This window comes from Pseudomonas sp. Tul2A7 (assembly GCF_054790505.1).
Genome location: NZ_CP186499.1, coordinates 1166357 through 1187994, shown reverse-complemented (window position 1 = coordinate 1187994; position 21638 = coordinate 1166357). Strand labels below are relative to the sequence as shown.

At 55.8% G+C, this 21638-nt stretch carries 14 protein-coding genes, 1 other RNA gene and 1 pseudogene; all 16 read right to left on the bottom strand.

The window, feature by feature from the left end; genetic code table 11:
- Nucleotides 1-402: 402 nt before the first annotated feature.
- The 16 genes and pseudogenes from ACOYXJ_RS05525 to ACOYXJ_RS05450 all read right to left on the bottom strand — a co-directional run bounded on the left by ACOYXJ_RS05525 (nucleotide 403) and on the right by ACOYXJ_RS05450 (nucleotide 21509).
- Entirely contained in the window at nucleotides 403-2433 is a 2031-nt protein-coding gene (locus ACOYXJ_RS05525) for an ATP-dependent nuclease (RefSeq protein ID WP_460368310.1), read from the bottom strand.
- A gap of 233 nt (nucleotides 2434-2666) precedes the next feature.
- Nucleotides 2667-2963, bottom strand: a complete 297-nt coding sequence (locus ACOYXJ_RS05520; RefSeq protein WP_460368308.1) for a hypothetical protein — start codon at nucleotides 2961-2963, stop codon at nucleotides 2667-2669.
- Nucleotides 2960-3940: an integrase domain-containing protein gene (locus ACOYXJ_RS05515; protein WP_460373088.1), complete on the bottom strand. Its 981-nt coding sequence runs from the start codon at nucleotides 3938-3940 to the stop codon at nucleotides 2960-2962. Before ACOYXJ_RS05515 ends, ACOYXJ_RS05520 begins: the two co-directional genes overlap by 4 nt.
- Nucleotides 3918-4277 carry a hypothetical protein gene (locus ACOYXJ_RS05510; RefSeq protein ID WP_460368306.1) on the bottom strand — a complete coding sequence of 120 codons (360 nt, stop codon included), beginning with the start codon at nucleotides 4275-4277 and terminating at the stop codon, nucleotides 3918-3920. Before ACOYXJ_RS05510 ends, ACOYXJ_RS05515 begins: the two co-directional genes overlap by 23 nt.
- Nucleotides 4261-5661 (bottom strand): YfjI family protein, encoded by a 1401-nt coding sequence (locus ACOYXJ_RS05505; protein ID WP_460368304.1) that lies wholly within the window; start codon nucleotides 5659-5661, stop codon nucleotides 4261-4263. Before ACOYXJ_RS05505 ends, ACOYXJ_RS05510 begins: the two co-directional genes overlap by 17 nt.
- 1028 nt (nucleotides 5662-6689) lie before the next feature.
- Nucleotides 6690-7010, bottom strand: a pseudogene (locus ACOYXJ_RS05500) (integrase); the annotation flags it as partial.
- 21 nt (nucleotides 7011-7031) lie between these two features.
- Entirely contained in the window at nucleotides 7032-8387 is a 1356-nt protein-coding gene (locus tag ACOYXJ_RS05495; RefSeq protein WP_330510299.1) for an McrC family protein, read from the bottom strand.
- 15 nt (nucleotides 8388-8402) lie between these two features.
- Entirely contained in the window at nucleotides 8403-10784 is a 2382-nt protein-coding gene (locus tag ACOYXJ_RS05490) for an McrB family protein (RefSeq protein WP_460368300.1), read from the bottom strand.
- Nucleotides 10785-10789: 5 nt separating this feature from the next.
- On the bottom strand, nucleotides 10790-11503 hold the full coding sequence (locus ACOYXJ_RS05485) for a M48 family metallopeptidase (RefSeq protein WP_460368298.1): 714 nt from the start codon (nucleotides 11501-11503) through the stop codon (nucleotides 10790-10792).
- Nucleotides 11504-11513: 10 nt separating this feature from the next.
- A complete protein-coding gene (locus ACOYXJ_RS05480) occupies nucleotides 11514-14825 on the bottom strand; it encodes a type I restriction endonuclease subunit R (protein WP_460368296.1) in 3312 nt (1103 codons plus the stop codon).
- Entirely contained in the window at nucleotides 14825-16153 is a 1329-nt protein-coding gene (locus tag ACOYXJ_RS05475; RefSeq protein WP_460368294.1) for a restriction endonuclease subunit S, read from the bottom strand. The genes ACOYXJ_RS05480 and ACOYXJ_RS05475 overlap by 1 nt, the downstream gene beginning before the upstream one ends.
- On the bottom strand, nucleotides 16146-18647 hold the full coding sequence (locus ACOYXJ_RS05470; RefSeq protein ID WP_460368292.1) for an N-6 DNA methylase: 2502 nt from the start codon (nucleotides 18645-18647) through the stop codon (nucleotides 16146-16148). The genes ACOYXJ_RS05475 and ACOYXJ_RS05470 overlap by 8 nt, the downstream gene beginning before the upstream one ends.
- A 167-nt stretch (nucleotides 18648-18814) precedes the next feature.
- Nucleotides 18815-20071: an integrase domain-containing protein gene (locus tag ACOYXJ_RS05465; RefSeq protein ID WP_460368290.1), complete on the bottom strand. Its 1257-nt coding sequence runs from the start codon at nucleotides 20069-20071 to the stop codon at nucleotides 18815-18817.
- A 188-nt stretch (nucleotides 20072-20259) separates the two neighbouring features.
- Nucleotides 20260-20648, bottom strand: a transfer-messenger RNA (tmRNA) gene (gene ssrA / locus ACOYXJ_RS05460).
- Between the two features lie 96 nt (nucleotides 20649-20744).
- Nucleotides 20745-21020: a hypothetical protein gene (locus ACOYXJ_RS05455; protein WP_150792300.1), complete on the bottom strand. Its 276-nt coding sequence runs from the start codon at nucleotides 21018-21020 to the stop codon at nucleotides 20745-20747.
- 207 nt (nucleotides 21021-21227) lie between these two features.
- The gene (locus ACOYXJ_RS05450) at nucleotides 21228-21509 is read right to left on the bottom strand and encodes a BAR domain-containing protein (protein ID WP_016986518.1); all 282 of its coding nucleotides are present in this window, start codon (nucleotides 21507-21509) and stop codon (nucleotides 21228-21230) included.
- Nucleotides 21510-21638 lie beyond the last annotated feature (129 nt).

Sequence of the window (21638 nt, the reverse complement as noted above, 5' to 3'; positions counted from 1 at the left end):
GCTACCAGTTCGACAAGTACTGGCGCGTTTCGGTCAACGGCAACATCTTCGACCGGATCTACTACGAGGACACTAGCGGGCGCTAACACAGCACGCCGCGTAACTAAATCCTTACCGTGCGAGGGGCTTTCTGATCACATTGGTAATGATGAGGCCTGCTAAATGGATTTCATTTGGCCGGCTTCGTCCATTTTGGGCCGAACCAACCGCTTATCCTTGGCTGGTTTCGACCATTGGTTGCCTTTCGTGACCGTCCACTGCGGATCGGTTTCTGCCTGTCGCTACCGGCCGAGATCGATCTATTACATGAAGTAGAAAGCGACCAAAAATCATGTTCAAATTATTTTGGAAAAATGAGGCGCTCCCTCCAGTAGTGCGACCGATATTGCGAAACTTTATTATTTAAATTAATTTTCGAATCATTTCATCCCATGTGCCCAGGGTTATTGTTGAATCATAAGAGTCTATTAGCATGTCAATCTTTGGCAGTCCAGCGGGGTTTAATGAGAGGCCGAGTGAAGTTTCAATTTCACTTATGATTTCTTCAACGTCATCCTTGTTGCAGATATGGTGGATTTTGCGGGCGTCTAGCTCCGCTCTTGCATAGGTGCTGTAGTTGATAAAGTACCTTGCCTCACCTCCAGTGATGACTCCACGAACTCCAAGATCGTTTTCAATTTTCCCAGCTCTGCTCTGGATCTGTCCAGTTATGCTGCTTTGAAACGCAGTGTCGTCAGATAGCGCTGCTCTTTTGCTATTGGCCTTAGCGTCAAAAACCTGATCAATTGCTGCCATAATATCAGCAAGGCTTGGGTTTGCTCCTTTTGCCACAAAAGTTCGATGTAACATTTCGGCCAGGCCTTGTTTGTTGCTAAGTATGCTCGACTCAAATGTGTACGAATCCCAGATATGGCTGGGCAAGTTGATTTGCGATTGCAATCCGGTGCCAAGAGCATCAATCTGGCTCCTGGTTATGTAATCGCAATCAAAGATAGCAACACATTTATCCCATATTGTTTGCGAACTGCTAATGCCTTCAATAAAAGTTTTATAATGCCTGATTTTCTGAAGGAATGCGTCGATTCCACCAAAGGCCCAGAAGACCATGTCGTGAGCGTCTCTGCCTGTTGATTTCTCGTATATTTTTCTAATGTAGTTGGCATCAACATCACCCTCAACAAAGATAACCTTTCTGGCCTCAATTATATCTAATAAATCTAATGAGTTTTCATTGCCAAGCATTCGAATCACACTGGAATGAAATGTCGGTTGAATGCCAGCGTGTCTCATCACGTTGCCGTTACTCACAATTGGCTTATATTCGATGCTGGCTGTTCCGTCGCCAGTACTTTCGATATGAAAAATATTTCTTGGTGACGTACTTCTAAGTAGTGACTCGTTATGAGTTGTTATAAATACCTGGGCGTTGTTTGAACGTCTTGTCAGGACTTGAATTAGTCTTTTCTGTATGTCTCTGTGGATGTGTGAGTCAGGTTCATCCAGTAAAACCAAATTCAAATCAGTTCTCGCCTCATATAGGGCAAGCATTAGTTCAATGATCTGAAGTGTGCCACTTCCAAGCAGGGATATATCTCTAGATTGGTCGTGATTTCCAAAGCAAACATTTATATCAACGCTCACATCTTTGTGTATATCTCCTTTCACTTGAAAGGTAACGGGGAGAGCACCGTCGGTTAATATTTTTGATATGTCTTTTTCAAAGTCTTCGTAATTCGCATCAGATTTTAGTCTGGAAATCCTATTCCTCAATACCATGTAGGATTGGCGAGAGACGACGCTATTAGAGATTTGCGGCAATAGTTTGAATTGCTCCCCTGCGACCAAGGAGGCAACAGGAGAAGCGTATATAGTTGAAAATGGCTGAGGTAAATGTTCGAATGCAGTATTTAGCTTTTGAAATTCAAAACTGTCATGACGATCTAGAAATATTTCGTAATTGCTTCCGTTGGCAGCCTTTATAATAATTGGAATTTCTATTTCATCATTTCCTGGGAGTCCTGTGACGGTTACTGAAATCAATATAGGTGATGAAATATTAAGGTTGAAAAAAATATCTTCGTACTTTGATGTCCTGACAGAGGTGATTTTACGATGATCTATATAGTTTCCAAGTTTGTTTCCAAGCCTATAGTCGCCTTGGCGAATGCTTAATCGAGTATCGGAGCGTTTTGCTTTTGTTATTAGTATGCGGAAGCACTCAGACCATAAAGCCACAGCCTCTAGAATTGTTGTCTTTCCTGCATTGTTTACTCCAGTAAAAACATTCAAATGCGAGTCGAGATGTATTGTTGCTTTTCTATAGTTCTTGAAATTATCTATGTGTATTTTCTTAAGGTGCATAGTCGGTAAATACTTATTAATTGTTTGGGGGCGCAATGGGCCAATACTGAAGGGTAAGGCGATTGGCGTCAAACCTGCCTGCTATGTGCAGCAAAAAAATATAGCGACAACGATTTCGCTTGCGTAAAAATCAGATGTTTAAACAGAAAATTACTTACACCGCCTACACGTGGTCTGCATCGCCAGCTATGACGCGAGTGGCCGTTTTTTTTGCCATTGCGGCGGAGTTTTTCGAGTAGGTTCATCCGCAAGAAAATATCCACGCTGAGATTGATGACGGCGGACAAGTGAGCCTGGAAGACTGCCTACCTACGATTACTCGAGCGACCGATCAGCATTTCTCGGTCGTTCCCTAATCGCTTCCAGACCAATAGGGTGGTGAGTCGATAGTAGTACTGGGTGGCGTCGGAGTGGTCTTTTAGGTGCTGTGTGAAAAACCAGCGCACATGCTTGAGCTGCCAAGTCCAGGGATTATCGCGTTGCCATCGTTGTTGAATGGCCACTTGCATGATTCGGGCTTGGCGTAGGTGGCGTTGCTGAGAGGCCTTCGAGCCGGACAGTACGCCGCTCAGGAACAGCGTCATATCAAAGATCTTGGTCACGCTCGACCTCCAATGTAGGCCGAAACCACATCGATCCGGTTATGCCCGAGCTCAACGCTGATCTGTTGCCGCGTCTGTCGATCAAGGTTGCGGTCAATGCGATAGCAGTGACCACCATTGATCGGGGCAGCGTGGCCAGTGAGCTGCTCGTAACGTTCGCAAGCGTAAGCCGCTCGCAGTTCATGAAAGCCCTTCAGCCCGTGTTCATGCAACGTTTCACGGGCGGGGAGCACGGTCTGTTGCAGGAACGCGGCGTAGCTTTCGTCTCGGGCCAGCAAGTTGCGGCTATGGGGTGGCGACGCATGACGAGCCAACTGCAGCGCCGCCTTCACCTCGTCATTAGCCACAACCCATCGCGGCGCTGAAGCGCCTGAGCGGCCACCTTTGGTGCCGTCCTGAATGTTGATGCGGCCTAAGTGTTCGGCTTCGCGGTGCAAGCGGGGCAGGTCAGCCAAGATCGCTTCGCGCAGGCGCATACCGGTTGTTCGGGCCAACAGGACAATCGCGGCCACCCGCTCGTGTTGCTGTTCGCCGAGCGCCTCGAGTACTCGCCGCACCTGTTGGTGGTCTTGGCCATCTGGCGCACGGGTGCGTACGCTCAAGCGCTGTTGTCCCAACGCCTGACTCGGGCTGGCGATCCTCACGTCCTGATCACCGCGCAGCGCCGCGAGGGTGCGGTTGACGCTGCTCAGGCGGTTCTGCGCGGTGGCGATGCGGAGTTCACCTTGCTGGATCTGCTGGCGCAGGTAAGTGGCGTAGTCTTGCAGCGTCCGTCGATCGATCTGACGCGCATCGTTGTAACCGGGGCCGTCCTCTGACCGACACCAACGCACGAACGCTTGCCAGCGATCGCTATGCGCTTTGACCGTGGCGAAGTGGCCACCGGCAAACAGGTCCTTGAGCGCTTGCGGGCCGGCGTAGCTCAGCTGGCGGCCGTAGCCGAAGTTGCGACCATCACGCCGACCGACCAAGGCCATCATCATCACCGTCTTCGTTTTTTTGCAAAAAGAGCAGTAAGGCTTTCCAATGGAGGCTGAGCCTGTCTACCTGCTGCCAGTGTGTTGGGCGGATCAGGAGGGTGTTCTCGTGGTGTTGCAGCAGTGCCCCTTCCTCACGCAGTTGCTCAATCAGCAGGACGAGGTAGGCAGGATCAAGTGGTGGTGTTGCGACAGTGGCGACAGTGGCGACAACCCGAGTCGTTTCTGGCCTGGGGCGCGGCGACAGTGTGGCGACAGAGGTGGCGACACGCCGCGATTCTGGCTGCGGTTGATGTTGCGCTTGGTAGCAGCGCACCGCGTCATTGAGCCGGAACATGGCGTACCTCGAAGGTTCTTCCATCGCGACTGCTTAGCCAGCGATGAGTGATTAGTACGACCAATAAAGAGGCGGTATGGTCAGCGCTCTTGCGGGCAAAACGAGGGCCGTTGCGATTGACGTCTCGGATGCTGAAGTGGGTCCAGCCTTTCTGCACCAGCCAGCGCAACAGCCGATCCGCCTCTTCGCGTCGGCTATTGACTGGCTCCTGTTCGGTCAGGCGCTGGATCTCGGTCAGGTAGTAATCCATCAACGTGGAGGCGCGCTGGATGTGTGCTTCATCTAACTGACTGGCCTCTTCAACCATGGCCAGCACGCCCGCGATGCGCAGCACATTCGCCGGGGCTTTGCCCGCGAAAGGCTGGACGCCGGCTAGCTCGCCGAACTCGCCAGACTGGCACTCGATGGTGTCGTGAATATCAATCCAGGCACGACGGGCACGGGCGGTCAGCTCGAGCGTGGCGGGATTGAGTGAGCCATCCTTGTGAAGCGACCAGGGCTTTTGCAGCAGGGCGGTGATCCGCTGTTGGTAGCCCTGGACTTTGGCATCTCGGGTCAGGTCTATTGCCTTGTAGAGTCGCTGGCCAGCCAGGCGCTCGGGCCAACTGATCAGGCGACGGCCGAGGATGCCTTGGCCATTGATCACCGGGTCTTTGAACAGTTGGTTGGCCAGGTAGGGCTGCAGCATCAGATGCAGACTGAGGCGGCGGTCATAGGCGCGCAGGCTTTCTCCGGCCATGGAACGCGCCCGGTCGATCGGGCTACCATCCCACAGTGTCGACAAGGTGGTGATCGCCTTGAGCAGGTTCTCTTTGCTCATGGTGCTGCTGCCCAAGAACTGGCCACCTTCATCATTGAACAAGCCCATGCTGGGCAAACCATGGCACAGGCTTTTGACCAGAGCCTCAATGGTGGGTTCGGCAATGATCAGTCTCGGCGGTACCGGCTCGGATAGCTCACTGCCTTCCGCCTCCGCGTGTTTCTTTGAAGTTTTGGGTTTGGTCATGATGCTGGTAGCGGCGCGATAGGCTTTGAGCTTCTCCGCGTACAGGGTCCACTGCTGTCGCTCCCAATCGCGCGCCGCCTTCAGTGCCAGCTGATCCACCGCGCTTTTGCGATCACCCGAGGACGCCACCGTCAGTAGGTAGAGGGACAGCGGATAGGTTCGGCCGTCGAGTTGGACATTGGCATGACCCTGACTCACCAGGGCCGCGCTGGCCAGCACCGATTGTGCAGCCATGGCGCAGGGCACGCCGATCACCTCGGCCAGTCGGTCGACCGCAGGGCCCAACAGTTCTCCGAGTGCTTCGACCGGGTAGGGCTCTGGCGCCTGCTGGACCTCCAGCAATGGTTGTGGTGGCTCGAACGCTTCGCACAGTTGCATCGCTATTCTCCTGAAATTATCGACTTCGTCCTCACTCATCCCGCCACGGTTGTTGAGTGTTATCAGGGATCAAGGCCCCTGCGACCTGTGAGGGTTGTCCACTCACGCGGGACTGACGGCTCCTTACGACCGGGAGCTTGGGCATCTCATGATCCGGCCTCCTGAACACCGATAGCGGTGGGCGGGTGGAGGCTGCACTGGCTGACAAAACCAGCGCCGCGAGATCCTGAGTCGTGTGAAGGCAGTGATTTGATGACTGGGGCATGCCTGACTGTCAGTCAGGTGCAGTCCATTCCGTGGGCTGCGGCACCGTCATCGGCATCGCTGTGGCGAGTGAGCATTCGGTGTTTGTCACGCCGATTGTCACGATGGGGAAAGCCGCAAAGACCCGTGCGAGCAGGGCTGCAGCAGTGGTAGGAGCGCCCGTCTCTTTAGGGGGCAAAGAGACGGGCAAAAACTTGGCGCAAGAAATGGCCAAGCGGATAAATTGCTGCAGAGCAGCCAGGAGGGGGCATGAGTTGCCGCAGTGGGCATTCTGGAAGAAGTGGCATCCATCACATCGCTGTGACCGTGCGAGCCGCCGGACGCTAATCGCACTTGGGGAGAACCGCCACGATGTGGCTTAGCCTCAAAGGTTCTGGCTACCTGGGTGCTGTCGAGGACAGCGCTTGTACGGTTCTGGTTTAGCGCTCGTTCTGCTAGCGGTCAACAGTATTTTGGGGGCGACTCTTGCGCCAATCGGCAGCGCTGGAAAATCTTGGAAGTCGGTGGCATTACATGGCCGGGTGGTCGTTCGTCGGTTTTTAATGTGAGCCCATGCGAGAGGGAATGCGGAGCCTTCCCGCCCGCATGGGCTTAGCCGGAAAGGCCCAAAGAGCGAGACTTGCAAAGGCGACAGTCGCCACCTCTGTCGTCATGCTACAGGCCAGGTATTACGCGGGTTGTCGCCGCTGTCGCCGCTGTCGTCAAATCAACCATTACTCCATCTGGGGAGTCATTTTCGGTTACCGGCGGCGTCCGATGAGCGCTCACCGTATTGGCACGACATTGCGGTTCCTGGCGTCATTGATGTCGGGTACCGACAAGCTGCCCGTTGCTGCTTTCTGGATGTGCTCACTCCTACCAGCCATCATCGTACGTCGGCGTTCGATGTCGTCCGCTCGGTTCTAAGCGCTTCGGACTTCGTCATTGTCGACATGCGCCAGCGCGACTTCGATCAGCTCCGGATCCCACCCATGCTCGTTCGGGATGGTGCTGGCCATGGAGTGCATGCCGCAGCTGACCAACCGGCCCTCGAAGCCCATGCGTTTCAAGGCCATGTTGGCGGTCTGGCTATTGCTGCTCTGGCGATCTACGAGTGGAACAGGTTGTCAGTCGAATGTCGGCAGCTCAACTCCGGAAGTAACTTCCCTCTGCGTGTCCTTGAACACTGCAGTAAACGGCGCGCCGCCCGGAACCAAAAGCTGGCGTGACTTCAGGCAAAAGGGCAGCACCCATAATCGCAGACCCTCTATTTTAGGGAACTCGAATACTGATAGCGGCCGGTCGAATGCGGCCGTCTTGGGGTAAATCAGCACCACATCCCCCGTTCCATTCAGGTAGCTCTGGCCGTAGGCCTGCAACTGGTAGAAGTCGCCTTGCGCGAGGCCGTACTTGCTCGTGCCATTGGCCTTCAGTCCATCCAGCAGTTTCCACTTTGCGTCCAGGACCAGCAGATCCTTGTTGGTATCCCGGATCAAAAGATCTGGCTTTAGACAAAACCAGTTCTGCTCTCGATGGCGAACCATGTGATGACTGCGTGTTTGGGTTTTCAGGACAAGCGACCGCGCCAGTTGTTTCGTGAGATGCTTGGATACAAACGCTTCGAATACTGCCTCCATCGGGAACAGCAGCGACGGAGCATTGTTACCGCCGCTGCCTGTCAGGGGGGACTGCTCGTCTAGGATCAACTTCGCCCAAGCCAACGCATCGCCGTAGTAACCCATGCCCCGATCGAGACGCACCTGCTGGAAATCGATCCGTGGCTGCGCTGAGACAGGGACCTCTGCAAACACGAACTCCAACTCACGGGCCAGTTGCTGATGAGCCTGAGACGCCGACAGCATCAGCACTCGTCGCAATGCTGCGTGCAGTAAGCGGTTCTCCGGGCGATCAATCGAAAACTCGTCGTGCTCTGTAAAGAAACGGTCCGCCCTGTACAGGTTTTTCCGCAGATGCGATGCGATCATCAGCTTGCCGCGAAGTGCAAACAGGTTGTCCTGCCGATAGGAGTAGTTGCTGCGCAACCCTCGTTTGACGATATGCCCTACTGTACGCAGAAACTCGACAATAAAAACTTCCAGCAAGGGCATTCGTGCAGCCGAGAGCTTGGCGCTGTCGGTTTGAATGTGGCGAAAGCCTTGAAGACAGCAGAGCATCTCGATTAGAAGTTGACGCGCCTCCATTGCACCGCCACCTATCGCTTTGCCGACCTTGGGAAGCACCTCGATCTGGTAACCGTCCGGCGCACGGATCACTCCGACAAAACTGGTGACCTGAACGACACGATGCCCACGCCGCTGAGTCAGGCGCAGCCATTGCGCACCACTTTCATTGGTGGCCCGCAGGCATTGGCGCTCAAGCCATCCGTATACCTGGTCCGGGATTGTGTGCAAACCCTCGGAAGACGCGTCCCCAGATGTTGCTGCTATCAGTACGTCAAATTCGTAGATCGAGATACCACTCACGCGCCCCCCCACGATTCAGGTCGACAACGTATGGTAGATGCCAATGTAGGCATCCGTATTAGAGAACGCAGCCTCCTGCACAGCGTATTGGCGCTTGGTGGAGTAGCTGTCCATGCCATGGTCGCTGCCGAACAGACGAGCCAAATCGTCCTCCTGATCTTGACCCTCTACAACAAAACGTGCGGCGGGGGATTTCTGGTTGTCCGCCAATACAAGACGGATCTTTTGCCAGTCCTCAAAAAAGTACTCTTCGAGCAGGGGCAGAATGCGGGTGCTGAAGACTTGTTGCAATGCTACAAATCGTTCGTCCCCATCAGGCACTTGCGCCAACGGTGTGAAGTACGCATGGCCGATACAATGGTCGCGGTCGTAGAGCACCTCGATGCGCTGGTTTATGGCATCAAGCATGCGAGGCACATCGACCACCTGCTCGCCCAGGCTGACCCGAAGGCCTGCGAGCGGCGCACCTGGCTCATCGCGAGCGTCCGGCATCACCGACACAAACTCGAAACGGCGACGCAGCGCGGTATCCAGCAACGCAAGGGATCGGTCTGCCGTGTTCATTGTGCCGATAATGTCGACATTGGCTGGCACCGAAAAACTTTCGCCGGAATACGGCAAAGACACAGAAACGGCGTTCATAGCTCCTTCGCGTTTATCAGATTCGATCAAGGTGATCAGCTCGCCAAAGATTTTGCTGATGTTGCCTCGGTTGATCTCGTCAATCACCATCGCGAATTTCTGATCCGGTGCCAATCGTGCCTTCCTGCACAAATCCTTGAAGGCGCCCGCGCGGATCTCGTATTGGATTTCACCGGACTCTGCATTGCCATCGAGAACTGGTCGGAGCCCCTCCACGAACTCTTCGTAACCGTAAGATTGGTGGAAGGTGACGAAACTGTAGCGTTTGATGTATTCGGCTGAGGGTGGACCGGCATCGTACTCGTCCACTAGCCTTTTCAAGTCGGCTGCTGCGTCCTCCCAATCCCCAGCAAGTATCCAGGACGAATCCGGTAGTTTGTCGAACACTGCCGGCGCCATCCGTTTGCTCATCTTGACGGTTTTAGATGATTCAATCGTGTGGTACTGCAGGGCGCCCCAAACGGTGTTTCGCACATTCTTGTTCGCACTCTTTACGGCAGCAATAGCTTTCATGAACGGGTGATCAAGCAGTGTGTCGACACTCGCTTTCCCCCCCAGATGGTAGAGAGCAGCCGCAGCTGCTTCCCACCAGGTAAGGCTCACTGTTTTTTCGCCCACAAACTGATTTTGCCACTCTTCCCTGGATACGGAAGTCATGGCCTGCTCATACTCTCGCTTAAGCAGCTTCGATAACTCGTAGGTCTTCCCCGTGCCGGGTGGACCGTAGTAGATACGATTAATCGGGAACCTTACTGCATCAGAATCGAGCGTTTCGTCTTCGTCGGAATCATCGCCGTGCTCCACTGGATCGTCACGCAGTTGATCTGGCCACAGTCCCGGTCGCTCCGTTTCAAGTACCGTCCAGTCGTCGAGTAAGCCACGATCGGCTGAAAGGGCTGCTTCAATCTTCGAGACGAGTTCCTCCGTCAACGGTTCGCGGTGGAGCTTGGGTAGCGCACCCACCTCCCGTGTCCATGAGAGCTTCCGGGTCCGAGTGCCCCGAATGACGCCAAGCACACCGACCGCGCGCTCACTTCCGGGGTTTTTGCGGCCAAAGCGCACTTGGACGCCTTTGTTCATGTGCCACCAGTCCAGACCTGCCATGTGGACAGCTCGCGCTAATCGACAGAACAGCGCCTTGTCTTGTGGCGACCACGAGGCGCGGAAAGTCTGGAATGCAGGTTTACTATCGAAGTGCTTGAGGAGATCCTCGTCACTCAGTGTCATGCCCAGGTCCAGCTTGGTTACTACCTCGTCGTAGCGCAGCTTGAAGCTGCGGATCGCTTCAATACTCCACGTAATGAGCTGGTCCAGCGATTTTCCCAGACCATCGCCTGCGGGCAGTTTGGTAACAAAGGGGGATGAGTTGTTATAGGTGCCGCGCAGCGTTAGATAGGCTCTTCGCGTCCCATCCGATTCGTCCAGTCCGACGGTATCGATCTTGACCACGAAGCCGTCGTTGGCATCGATGCCTACGGTGTAGGCCAACTCCTTCGGTGCTTCGGGCGAAGGGTAGATTTTTGCCCAATTGTAGCCAGCGAAATTATTGCCTTGGTTGGTAGGCCGTTTGCGAATCTCTACGCGGCCCACAGGAAACAACTCAGCCTTAAGCTTGTTGGCCCACTCCTCTGTTACCTCATAGGCCTTTTTCAGATCATCGTAGGCGCGGTTTTGCTCGGGGTTTGATTCGTCACGCTTTTGTCCCATCCATTTGTTCAGCAGCTTGAAGTGGTCAGTGGTGAAATAGCCCGCCATGGTTCTCAGATCCCTTCGACATCAATTCCGTGTTCAGCCAACCAAGTCTTTCGCTGCGCGAAATCAGGCATGGCGCGCTCCACACGTAACCAGAACGCGGGAGTGTGGTGCGGCTCGTGCATGTGAGCCATTTCGTGTACCACCACGTATTCAGCAATACGTGTCGGTAATAGGATCGCCTTCCAGTGGAAGTACAGCCAGTCGCCCTTGCCACAGGAACCCCACCGATAACCCAGGTCTTGCACCTTCACGCCCGCTGGCCGCACCTCCATCCGCGATTGGCAGTCGGCCACTCGGCTCGATAGCCAGACCTTCGCACGTGTGCTGTACCATTGGATGAAGTGCGCGCGCGCGGTGGGTATGGCGTCACGGCGCATACAGAAGCGACCACCCGCGAGCTTCAGCGGCACATTCTGCTCCTCTACCACCTTCAACCGGTGGCTGCGCCCGAGGTACAGGAACCCCTCGCCGCCGACGAACTCCTTGTGCGGAATCTGGCGCTGCAAACGTTCCTTCTCAGCCATCTTGGTGTAGATCCAGAAGCGCTTCTCCAAGACAAATTCGCGCAGCTGCGCTTCGCTAACCTCCGGCGGAGCAGACAGAACCAAGTTACCACTGCGTTCTACCGTAATCTCCATCGTTCTGCGACGTGCGCTGCGTCGGATGGAGAACAACAAGTCGCCCACTTGGAGTACTGGTGATCTCGTAGATACGAGCATTGGATTACACCTACACCAGCTTGTCGTGGTTGGCGCGGGCCTGCTCCATCAGCTTGTCGGCCAGCACCCCGGCTTTGTCCGCATCCACCAGAGGCGGACGAAGGCGCATTAGCTGGTCGAATAACTGGCCGTTCAGCTCGTCCTGTGCGGCGCGTTTGTGCGGACTCCAGATATTGCGGTTGCTCTGCAGTTCCTGAGCCAGAGATTCGACCAGCTCAACCGTCACATCCTTCAGGCGCAGCAACTCGGCTGCAGTTGGCGTCTGGCCAACACAAACGACATCAAGGACTGTGCGGAGGAACGGCGCGTAGTGTTCGGGCAAGTCGCTCGGCGTATCGGCACTTCCCACCTTGCCAGTGCGCAATTCGTCGATAATCTTCTGCAGTTGCGAGATCACCTCGTTCCACTTTTCACCTAGTGTTTTGAGAATGTCGTTCAAGTGCTCGGAGAGCTTGCGGTACAGCACCGGGTCTTCATCGGTGTGCTTACGGATGTGCGAGCGAATCGCGTGCTCCATCTCGGAAGCCTTGGCGCGGTCGTTTACGGCACGCGCAAGGTGTGTATCGAACTCCGCATCGGTCAGCTGAATCGGCGGGATCTTTGGGTCGATGCCCAGCGAGATCACATGGTCGTCGATCAGCTTACGAACCTTGGCACCCACATCCTTACCCAGTACCGGCGTGTCCTTGTAGCGATTGCGGGCGCGGGCATGGATGTACGCCAGGCGCTTGGCGTCTCCGGAATAAGGCAACCCCTCCGGTCGCGGCAGCACCGTGTCCAGTGACCCCAAGAAAGCCTTGAGCTTGACGACGAACTCGGCGCGCAACTTCTCGCTGCCCAATGCTTCAACGCAGGCTTCAGTGTCGTCCAGCGACTCTATACCGTGCTGGCGGAACAGGTCCACCACACGGAGGTGCCTGTCGCGCAGCACCGGCACTTCGTCCTTTAGGCTGGCCAGCGCACCGTCCACGTCCTCATCAGCGTAGGCCGCCAGCGCCTCCTTCAAATGCTGTGCCACGCCGTAGTAGTCCACCACGATGCCGCAGCGCTTGCCGAAGCCGGTACGGTTGACGCGGGCAATCGCCTGCAGCAACTCCGCCTCGCGGATCGGACGGTCGAGGTACATCACACCTTCGATCGGCGCATCAAAGCCGGTGAGCAGCATCGACTTCACGACAAGGAAGGCCAGCGGGTCGGTCTTCTCCGGCTTGCCATTGAACAGCGGCTTCTTGAAGCGCTTGGTCAGTTGCTCATGCGCCGCACCGTCTGTCCATTGCTTCCACGCAGGGTCGTCATTGTTGCTGCCCGAAATGATGGGCGCGAATTCAATGCGCGCCAGTATGTCGCGGTACCGCCAGGCCTGCACCACCGCCTGCACGCTCAAGGGGCGCTGGCACAGGGCCTCGTCATCCAGGGCCTTGTCGTTGGGCGAGAGCACCTGCGCCTCGGCCAATAACTCATCGCGGGCTGACCGTAGCGCTTCAAAATAACGAATCGCCGCCAACCGACTGTACGCCACCACCTGCGCCTTGTAGCCGTTGGGCAGGATGTTGGTCACGTAGTGACGAATGATGTCGCGGGCCTTGTCGGCGATCAGCGCCGGGGCATCAAAGATGTGGCCTTTAGTGGCGTACTTTTTCTTGATCGCCTCCAGCTCTTCCGGGGAGTGCTGGCGGAACAGGTCTTCGAACAGTTCGTCCAGGCTGGCGCCGTCCTTGATCGCTCCGTTGGCAGTGCGGCCCTCGTAGAGCACCGGGACCGTCGCGCCGTCGGCCTCGGCTTCCTTGATGGTGTAGCGGTCAATGAACTCGCCAAAGATTTCATGGGTGCGCTTCTTGTCACCCATAATGATTGGAGTCCCGGTAAAGCCGATGCGCGCGCAGTTGGGCAGGCCCGCCAGCAGGTTGGCTTGCAGGTCGCCAGCCTGGGTGCGGTGCGCCTCGTCCACCAGCACTAGGATGCTGTCGTCTTCGTTCAGTACCTCAAATTTTTCTTCAGCCTTGTATATGGCCTTGGACTCTTCCACTTTCGGTAAATCGTCCGCTGTCAGCGGCGCATCACCGGCGCTATCTGGGTCACGGTATTTCTGGATCGTGGCAAAGATCAGCCCCGGGCCCTTCCGCCGTGCCAGCGCTTTTATGCCCGCAGTGCTCTCTGCTACGTCCACCACTTCGCCGGTCAGCGTGGCGGTCGCGGATAACTGGCCCTGCAAGTCTTTGCGGTCCGTGACGACGACTACCTTGAAGCGACGTAGTCGCGCGTCCATGCGCATCTTGCGAATCAGGAACACCATTGTCAGGCTTTTACCGGAGCCCTGAGTGTGCCAAATGATACCGCCGCGCTTGTCGTGTTCGCCGTGCTGCAGCCGCGTCTGTCCGGTCTTGAGGCGGGCAATTGCCCTGTTTACTGCCCGGTACTGCTGGTAGCGGCATACCGTTTTGATGGTCTGGCCGCCTGTCTGCATGAACAACATGAAGTTCTTCACAACATCCAGTAGATGCGAAGGCGAAAGCAATCCGGCGATCAAGCGCTCTTGCTCGGATAGAGCCGCCTTGCCTAACGCCTGAGCCACCTCCATCTCGCTACCTGCGCCATCAGGGCCGACCACCGTCTTCCACTGAGCATAATGCTCAAAGGCTGCACCCACGCACCCCACGCGCGCCTCGTCATAACTGGTTGCCACCAGCAGCTGGTTGGTGGCAAATAGCGCCTCGTTGCCCTCATTGTCGTCCACCTCAAGCGCAGCTTTGCGCTGATTGGTGTAGCGCCGCAGTTGGTCCACCGCCTCGGTCAGCGGCTCAGGGATGGACGGGCTCTTGCATTCCACTACCACCAGCGGGATGCCGTTCACCAGTAGCACCAGGTCAGGAACGATGAAGGCCTTGCCACTATTGAAGCCAGGCGGGCAATCGACGCGGTATTGGTTGATCACCGTGAAGCGGTTGTTGGCGGGGGTATCCCAGTCGATGTAGCGAATCGTCTGGCCCCGTCCGCCGTCCCAGCCCGGCAACCCTTCCACAGTCAGGCCTTTGATCAGGAGCCCAGTGGCTTTCTCATTGGCCTCTATGAGCTTGTGCGTTCCCAGCCGTGTGATAGCTGCCACGACTTCCGACAGTCGCGCATCGTCCAGCCAAGGCGCATCATTCGCACCTGGGTTCAACGCGCGTAGTTGCTCGCGCAGCAATCCCTCTTGTATCACCTCAGTAAAACTGCTTCGGCCGGTGATTGCCGGATCGTCGAGACTGCTAGCCTTATAGGTCCAACCAAGTGCCTGTAACTGGGCAACGAATGGTGTTTCGACATCATCGAGCTCCCATCCCATCAGGCGTTCCCTTCATGGTTTAGGGCATCGGACAATAGTGATGTGACGCGAACTCGGCCGGTGAGAAGGTCGTCCATAAGGCCATCCTTGAGGTGTTGCAGCTTGGCAGACTCGGTCATCGCATTCTGTATGCGGTTGTCGATTTCATCCAGGCGTGTGGCAATCATATTCTGTTCGGCACGATGCGGCTTTGTCGTTACTAAACCCCGGATCGTTGGTAGGTTGAGGCCCGCTTTTGCGCCCCCATCGTTCAGCTTGCTAAGGTAGGTTTGTGCAATTGGTCCGGCCAGATAATGGCCAACGAATCGCGAATCAACAACATCGAGGTCGGGGCGTACGAGAGCAATGTGCTGGTTGATGTACGCCTCGCTCAATCCATCTGGAACGACCCCGATGATACCCAGGTCTGCCGTGATAGAAATTAGGATGTCGCCGGATTCTAGCCGTGTCCGCTGCCCGTCCGCATTTCGAGGTGGGCGTACATAGATTGTCGATTCGTAGCGGAAGTTGATGTGCTCTCGCGTCAAGTTACCAATGCGCACGAATAGCGCACCGCTGTCAGCATAGAAGCGCGCCCAATCGCGCGACCCGCTGGTGACCAGCTTGGATACCGACTCAAGCGTGACGACATCCCACTCCTTCGGAATCCACCCCAACGGCGACTCCTTGTAGAGATGCGGCGCCTCGGCGTATGGCAGGCGCAGTTCGCCGTTGGCGTCGACGCCGCGCGTCAGCAGGTCGTCCAGCAGACCCTGCTTGACGGCCTTGAGCTTGCCGATGATGGCCTCGGTTTCATGGATGGTGGTGTCGAGGGTGTCCAGGACTTGAGCAAGTTTCTCCTGTTCGATAATGGCTTCAGGGATTTCAATCTGTGCTGAAAGATATTCCTCGAATTTCAGATTGATGATTCCCGTAGTTTGCTGTTGGAAAGTCAGCAAAGCCGGTTGTTTATAGAACCAGGCAAGCTTACGCAGCAGAAAACGTGGTTCGACTTCACTACGTTTTGGGCGCAGTGTCTTGAAGAAGTTGGAACAGACTGCCACTTCATAGTGGTCGTTGGCTTTAAAGTAGGCGACTCGACCCACGGGTTTTCCGGGCCCACCGCCAGATCCTTCAAGGAGGATGTCGCCGTCTAACAGTCGCTTTGAAGTCAGCTTCCCAATGGGCAATTGACGAACCGCACCTGGACCAACTACGTGTCCATCGTCATCAATATCCGTTGCTCGAAGGACCTTTGCGTTGCCTGGCTTCGGATCGCTGCCCCACTCTCCGGCGAATGATTCAACGAGGCACTGCCGGATCGTTGTTGATTTCCAAGGTTCAGACATACCGCAACTCCTTCAAGAACCCCTGAAGCGCTTTTGTGGCTTCGTCCCGCTTGCCCTCAATTTCGGTCAGAGTCACCCGATACTTGTCCCACCAGTTTTCAAATGCGGCCACGATCTGCTTGCGCTGCGCGGCCATGTAGCGCTCGACAATGGCTTGCATGTCGTTGTGCAGGATGGTCAGCAGGAGCTCAGCGGCGGCTTCCGGCGTCAGCCCCTCAACGGCGGCGTCAATGTGCTGCTTGAAGCTGTCGTTCTTGGCTTTGAGCTGCTTCTTGACAGCAGTGAGTTCCTTTTTCCAGGCCTTGAGTTGGGCCTCGTCCACGACGTTTTCTTCGTCGGCACCGTCTTCTGCTGCCTCGACGGCTTCGCCGTCCTCGGTGTCGGCATCCTTGGGGCTTGCGGCCTTGATCTGGCTGTCCAGCTCGGCCTTCTTGGCTGCCAGCTCGGTGATAGCCCCCACGAAATCACTCATCAGAAACTTGACGAGCTTGTGCTCCAGCGGTCTCTCTTTGCTGGCTTTGTCTTCCAGCGCGGTGACGATGCTAGTGCGCCAGGCATCGGCCACGCCCTTGGCTCCGCGCGCCATCAGGGTGAGGAAGTCGTACTTGGTCTGGTACCAGAAGCCAGCAACGATGCCGCGCACCTGGAAGGGGTCGAGCAGACCGATGGCCTCCAGGCTTTGGCTGAAACTGGCCAACAGGTCGTTGCGCAAAGCTACCAGGCTGGCTGCATTGTCCATTTGCCCGGACAGTGCCGTGATGCGTTCGCTGTGGGCTTTCCACCATTCCTCAAAGGCGGTGCGGATGGCTGCTTCCTTGGCGACCAGACCGGTATTGCTTTCTATGGTCGGTTTGAGGGCCTGTCGTTTGTCGAACACAGGCGCGAAGTCGAGATACTTGGCCTCACGCTCAACCAGCAGGTCCATCGGGTTCAGGCCATGGGCGCTGAACAGTCCGGCTTTGTCGGCCACCTCGGCCTTTGGGATGCCGCCGACCAAGTGGGCGCGCACGTCATGCGGCTCGGGTGGTGGGGAGTTATCGGCATAGCGGCGAATGTTAAGGTTGTAGTCGTTCGCCTTAAGTATGGCGCCATCGACGATGGCTGAGAATCCGTCGATGGCACGAAACTCGTCGAAGGTGGTGACGATCTTTTCGATGTGCTCCGGCAGGAGGTAGTTCTGGGCCCTGCCTTCGAATAGTTCGCGGTCGGCGTTGATGAACAACACCTTGCCTCGTCGCTCGGCGGGTTTGCCGCTGACGCGGTTGGCACCTTTCTGCACCCGCTGGCGCAGTACCAGAATACAGGCCGGAATACCGGTGCCGTAGAACAGATTGGGGGCGACGCCGATGACAGCTTCGAGCAAGTCGTCCTCAATGATGCCTTTTCTGATGGTTCTTTCCTCACCACCCCGGAACAGTACGCCATGGGGCAGAACAGTGGCCACCATGCCTCCGTCGCGCGTGACGGCCAGCATGTGTTGCAGGAACATCATGTCGGCCTTCTTGGCGCCCAGCGGCACCTGGCCATAAGAGAAACGCTCGGCTTCAAACTTGGGCTTCCAGGCGGGCTTGCCGTCAGCATCCTTTTCGGTATTGCCCCAGTGGATGGAAAACGGCGGATTGGTGAGCACGCGGTCGAAGTGCTTCAACTCGCCACCCTCAACGTGCTGGGGCTCGGCTAGGGTGTCCTCGTTTTGCAGATCGGCGTTGCTGATGCCGTGCAGCAGCATGTTCATCTTGGCGATGGACCACACTGTGCCGTTGAATTCCTGGCCGAACAGGTTCGCCTTGCGGCCATCTTCGCCGTGCTCGTCGATGTATTCCTTTGCAGCGATCAGCATGCCGCCGGAACCACAGCAGGGGTCGTAAATATCGTGCTTGAGTTCGGGTTTGATGAGCCGGACCATCATCCGTACCACCGAGCGCGGCGTATAGAACTCGCCACCTTTTTTGCCCGCCGAATCGGCGAATTCGCCTATCAGGTATTCGTAAGCAGCACCCAGCAAGTCAGGGAACTCGAAGTCTTCGTTGCGCAGGCGGAACACACCAAAGTGCGTGATGAGCTGGCGCAGCTTGATGTCGGAGATCTTGCTCTGGCCGACCTTGCGTGTGAAATCGATATGTTCGAGTACGTCGTACAGGCTGGTGTTGGCTGTCTCGATACCGGTCAGCGCCTTATTCAGGAAGTCGCCGACGTTCTGATGTGCGTCGTTGAGCAAGAATTCGTAGCGTGACTGCGGAGGCACCCAGAACGAGCCCTCTATTTTGTACCAGCGCGAGATCTCGGAAGAGACCTGCGCCTGAACCTTGCTTTTACCACCTTCCATTTCAAGGCGAATCACTTCCTCGCGACGTTGCTCAAACATATCCGAGCAGCGCTTGAGGAATAGCATCCCGAAGATGTATTCCTTGAATTCTGAGGCGTCCATCTTGCCGCGCAGAATGTCAGCGGCCTTAAACAGGTGGCGCTCTAGTTGGGGTAGGGTCAAAGGCATTGGTCGATATCCAGACAGATCGTTGCTAGCCATCACACTGAGGCCATTTTCAGGTCGACAGTGTATTCGCAAAGGCGATTGCAATTCATGCCTAAACGAGAGCTTGAGAAAAGTCACCATTTTCTCTGATACGTCATTTTTCGGCCATCTGCGCGTGAGGTGAGCCCTTAGCGTATCGGCACGACGTTGGAGTCCCTGATTTGATTGATCGCAGATGCCAACAGGCTACCCGTTGCGGCCTTCTGAATATGCTCACTCCACCAGGCCATCATCGGGCGTCTTCGCTCAATGTAGTCCGCACGGTTATAGGCGCTTCGGACTTCGTCTTTGTCGACATGGGCAAGAGCGACTTCGATCAGCTCGGGATCCCAGCCATGCTCATTCAGGATGGTGCTGGCCATTGAGCGCATGCCGTGGCTGACCAAGCGGTCCTGGAAGCCCATGCGTTTCAACGCCATATTGGCGGTCTGGCTGTTAGCGTGGGTGCGCGGGTTTCTATCTGCCGGGAACACGTATTCCCTGTGACCGCTGTGGGACTTGAGTGTCTCCAGCAGCGCGAGTGCCTGGTCGGACAGCGGGATGGTGTGCGGCCGACGTTTTTTCATGCGCTCCGGCGGGATGGTCCAGATGCGCTTGTCGAAATCGATGTCTGCCCATCGGGTGGTCGCCGCTTCGGCAGGGCGGGTCATGGTGTGCAGCTGCCATTCGATCAGGCAACGGGTCGTCCGCTTGATGCTGGCATTCGCGATTTCCATCATGAGCTCCGGAAGCTCATCAGGTGGTAGCGCTGCCATGTTCTCTTTCTTGGGTTTCTTGAACACCGCTCGAATGCCGCTGAGAGGGTTGGCAAAGATCATTCCGGAATTGACCCCGTAGGTCATGATCTCGTTAAGGCGCTGGCTCACTCGCTTAACTGTCTCGAGGCTGCCTTTGGCCTCAATCGGACGAAGGAGCTTGATGACCATTGGGGCGCTGACTTCCGAGAGAGGCGTTGATTTCATGCTCGGAAAAACATGCAGTGTGAGGGAGCGCCAAATGTCTTCGGCATACGCTGGCGTGACGGAATCCTTCTTCAACTCGAACCAGGCGGTGGCCACGTTTTCGAACGTATGTTCCGTTTCTGCTCGTTTGGCTTCCTGTAGCTCATTGCGTAGAGCTTTGGGGTCGATACCCTGCGCGAGCAGCTCTCTGGCCTCAACGGTTTTCTTCCTGGCTTGTGCAAGAGAAACCTCGGGATAAGAGCCGAGCGCCATGTTGATTCGGTTCTTGGTTACGGGATGCCGGTAGTTGAAATTCCACTGCATCGAGCGATTGACCCTGACTCGCAGTTGGAGCCCGTCGCCATCGGTGAGGACGTAATCCTTGTCTTTCGGTTTGACCGCCTTGAGCTGGCGGTCGGAGAGGCGGGTGGTTTGAGCGCACATGAGAAGTACTCCATGACACCTTTTGGTATTCCCAATATTAGCGCCGGGTAGCCGGGAATACCATTGGGAATACCAAACCGCCTGGAACTCAAAAAACCTGGAAAGCATCCCGCAGCGCTGAAACCCCCCGTATTTACTGGGCTTCAGGCACAAAAAAAGACGTCCGTGGACGTCTTTAGATGTTGAAGTGGTGGAGCCGGGGGGATTTGAACCCCCGTCCGCCAGTACTCCGCTGTCGGTACTACATGCGTAGCCGTGTCTATTAAGTTAACCCTCAGCGACCCGACGGGCAGGGTGCTTTGGGCGAGTTGTGTAAGTTTTAGCCGCTTCGTCCACAACGTACTGCACGGCGATTCTGTTCTATATGACAATCATTTTGGGTTTACAGACATCCCCTGATGATTGCTGGACCCGAAGGTACCAGGAGCATTGTCAGCTGCAATTAAGCAGCGAGAGCAACACCGTATTGGTCGTCATTGGCAACTATAAGTAGTTGCAACAGTGGATTTACGACTTCTGTTACCAAGTCGGCATGCACCTAAAGTTTCGCAACCGGCGTCGAATCCTAAACGGCCCCGAACTCATTGCTCAGTACATCTTGGTGAGCAACAAGCCTGCGCAGTGTACGCCAATCGGCGGACAAGGCCAACCCGAAGGTTGGCCTGATGGTGTGTCAGTTACGGGTTGGATTGCGAATCTGCATTTTCGTGATCAAGGCCGAGGTGACCTCTACGCATTCCTTGTCATTCCCGGCTGCCTGAGCCGCCAAGGCCTTGTCCTGATCCGCCTTGATGTTGTTCATCGAATTTTCAGGAAGGGACGGCTGACTGGTCACGAAGTCTTTAATGGTTTGAAGATTCCCGGCACACAGGTCTTTGTCTGCCGCAAACACCGGCGACGTCAGCAGGGCTCCAGCGATGAACAATCCAGCAATTGCAGAATGCTTCATGGGTATCTCCTTGAGCGATGGGAGCTCGGTGCTGCCGGACGGTCTGGCGGCGATGCCGAGGTCATGGCAGGCCGCGTTTGTGTCGGGCCTGTTCAATCGACCGCGACGGCACACAAGAATTCGCTTTTTTTTACATCTGGTATGAAACGGCCTGCGCACGAAACTCCGAGCCGATGACGCCAATCTGAATGCGGGTCAGCTCATGGCTCATTTTTTTGTGTCGCCCGTACTTTTCTGGATTTCCAGAAGGGTTTGCTGGGTTTCCACGAGACATTCGTCGGTCTTGCCTTGGGCCTTGAGGGCTTGGGCTTTACTCACACTGGCTGAGACGCGCGCATTCAATTCCGGTGACGTCTGATATTGCGACTTGGCACTTTCGATTTGATTCAAATTGGCATCGCACAGGCTGCCTGGCTTATCAGCGGCAAACGAAGTCGACGCCATCACCGAGGCAGTAACGAACAGACCGAGCAGTACAGAACGTTTCATGTGTATCTCCTTACGCTGAGGGATCCAGACTTCGCTGACCCTGAGTGCCGGTCACCGAAAGAAGGAACGGCCCCGAGTGTTCGAGGCCTGTTCTGTGGACTGCGGTCTCGCGCAAGGGTTCTGATTTTC

What these genes read in the sequence shown, in the direction of transcription:
- ACOYXJ_RS05510 (WP_460368306.1), bottom strand. Translation starts at nt 4,277, where the DNA reads ATGTTCCGGCTCAATGACGCGGTGCGCTGCTACCAAGCGCAACATCAA.
- ACOYXJ_RS05485 (WP_460368298.1), bottom strand. Translation starts at nt 11,503, where the DNA reads ATGCTCGTATCTACGAGATCACCAGTACTCCAAGTGGGCGACTTGTTG.
- ACOYXJ_RS05455 (WP_150792300.1), bottom strand. Translation starts at nt 21,020, where the DNA reads ATGAAGCATTCTGCAATTGCTGGATTGTTCATCGCTGGAGCCCTGCTG.
- ACOYXJ_RS05450 (WP_016986518.1), bottom strand. Translation starts at nt 21,509, where the DNA reads ATGAAACGTTCTGTACTGCTCGGTCTGTTCGTTACTGCCTCGGTGATG.
- ACOYXJ_RS05465 (WP_460368290.1), bottom strand. Translation starts at nt 20,071, where the DNA reads ATGTGCGCTCAAACCACCCGCCTCTCCGACCGCCAGCTCAAGGCGGTC.
- ACOYXJ_RS05490 (WP_460368300.1), bottom strand. Translation starts at nt 10,784, where the DNA reads ATGGCGGGCTATTTCACCACTGACCACTTCAAGCTGCTGAACAAATGG.
- ACOYXJ_RS05505 (WP_460368304.1), bottom strand. Translation starts at nt 5,661, where the DNA reads ATGCAACTGTGCGAAGCGTTCGAGCCACCACAACCATTGCTGGAGGTC.
- ACOYXJ_RS05475 (WP_460368294.1), bottom strand. Translation starts at nt 16,153, where the DNA reads ATGTCTGAACCTTGGAAATCAACAACGATCCGGCAGTGCCTCGTTGAA.
- ACOYXJ_RS05480 (WP_460368296.1), bottom strand. Translation starts at nt 14,825, where the DNA reads ATGGGATGGGAGCTCGATGATGTCGAAACACCATTCGTTGCCCAGTTA.
- ACOYXJ_RS05515 (WP_460373088.1), bottom strand. Translation starts at nt 3,940, where the DNA reads ATGGCCTTGGTCGGTCGGCGTGATGGTCGCAACTTCGGCTACGGCCGC.
- ACOYXJ_RS05470 (WP_460368292.1), bottom strand. Translation starts at nt 18,647, where the DNA reads ATGCCTTTGACCCTACCCCAACTAGAGCGCCACCTGTTTAAGGCCGCT.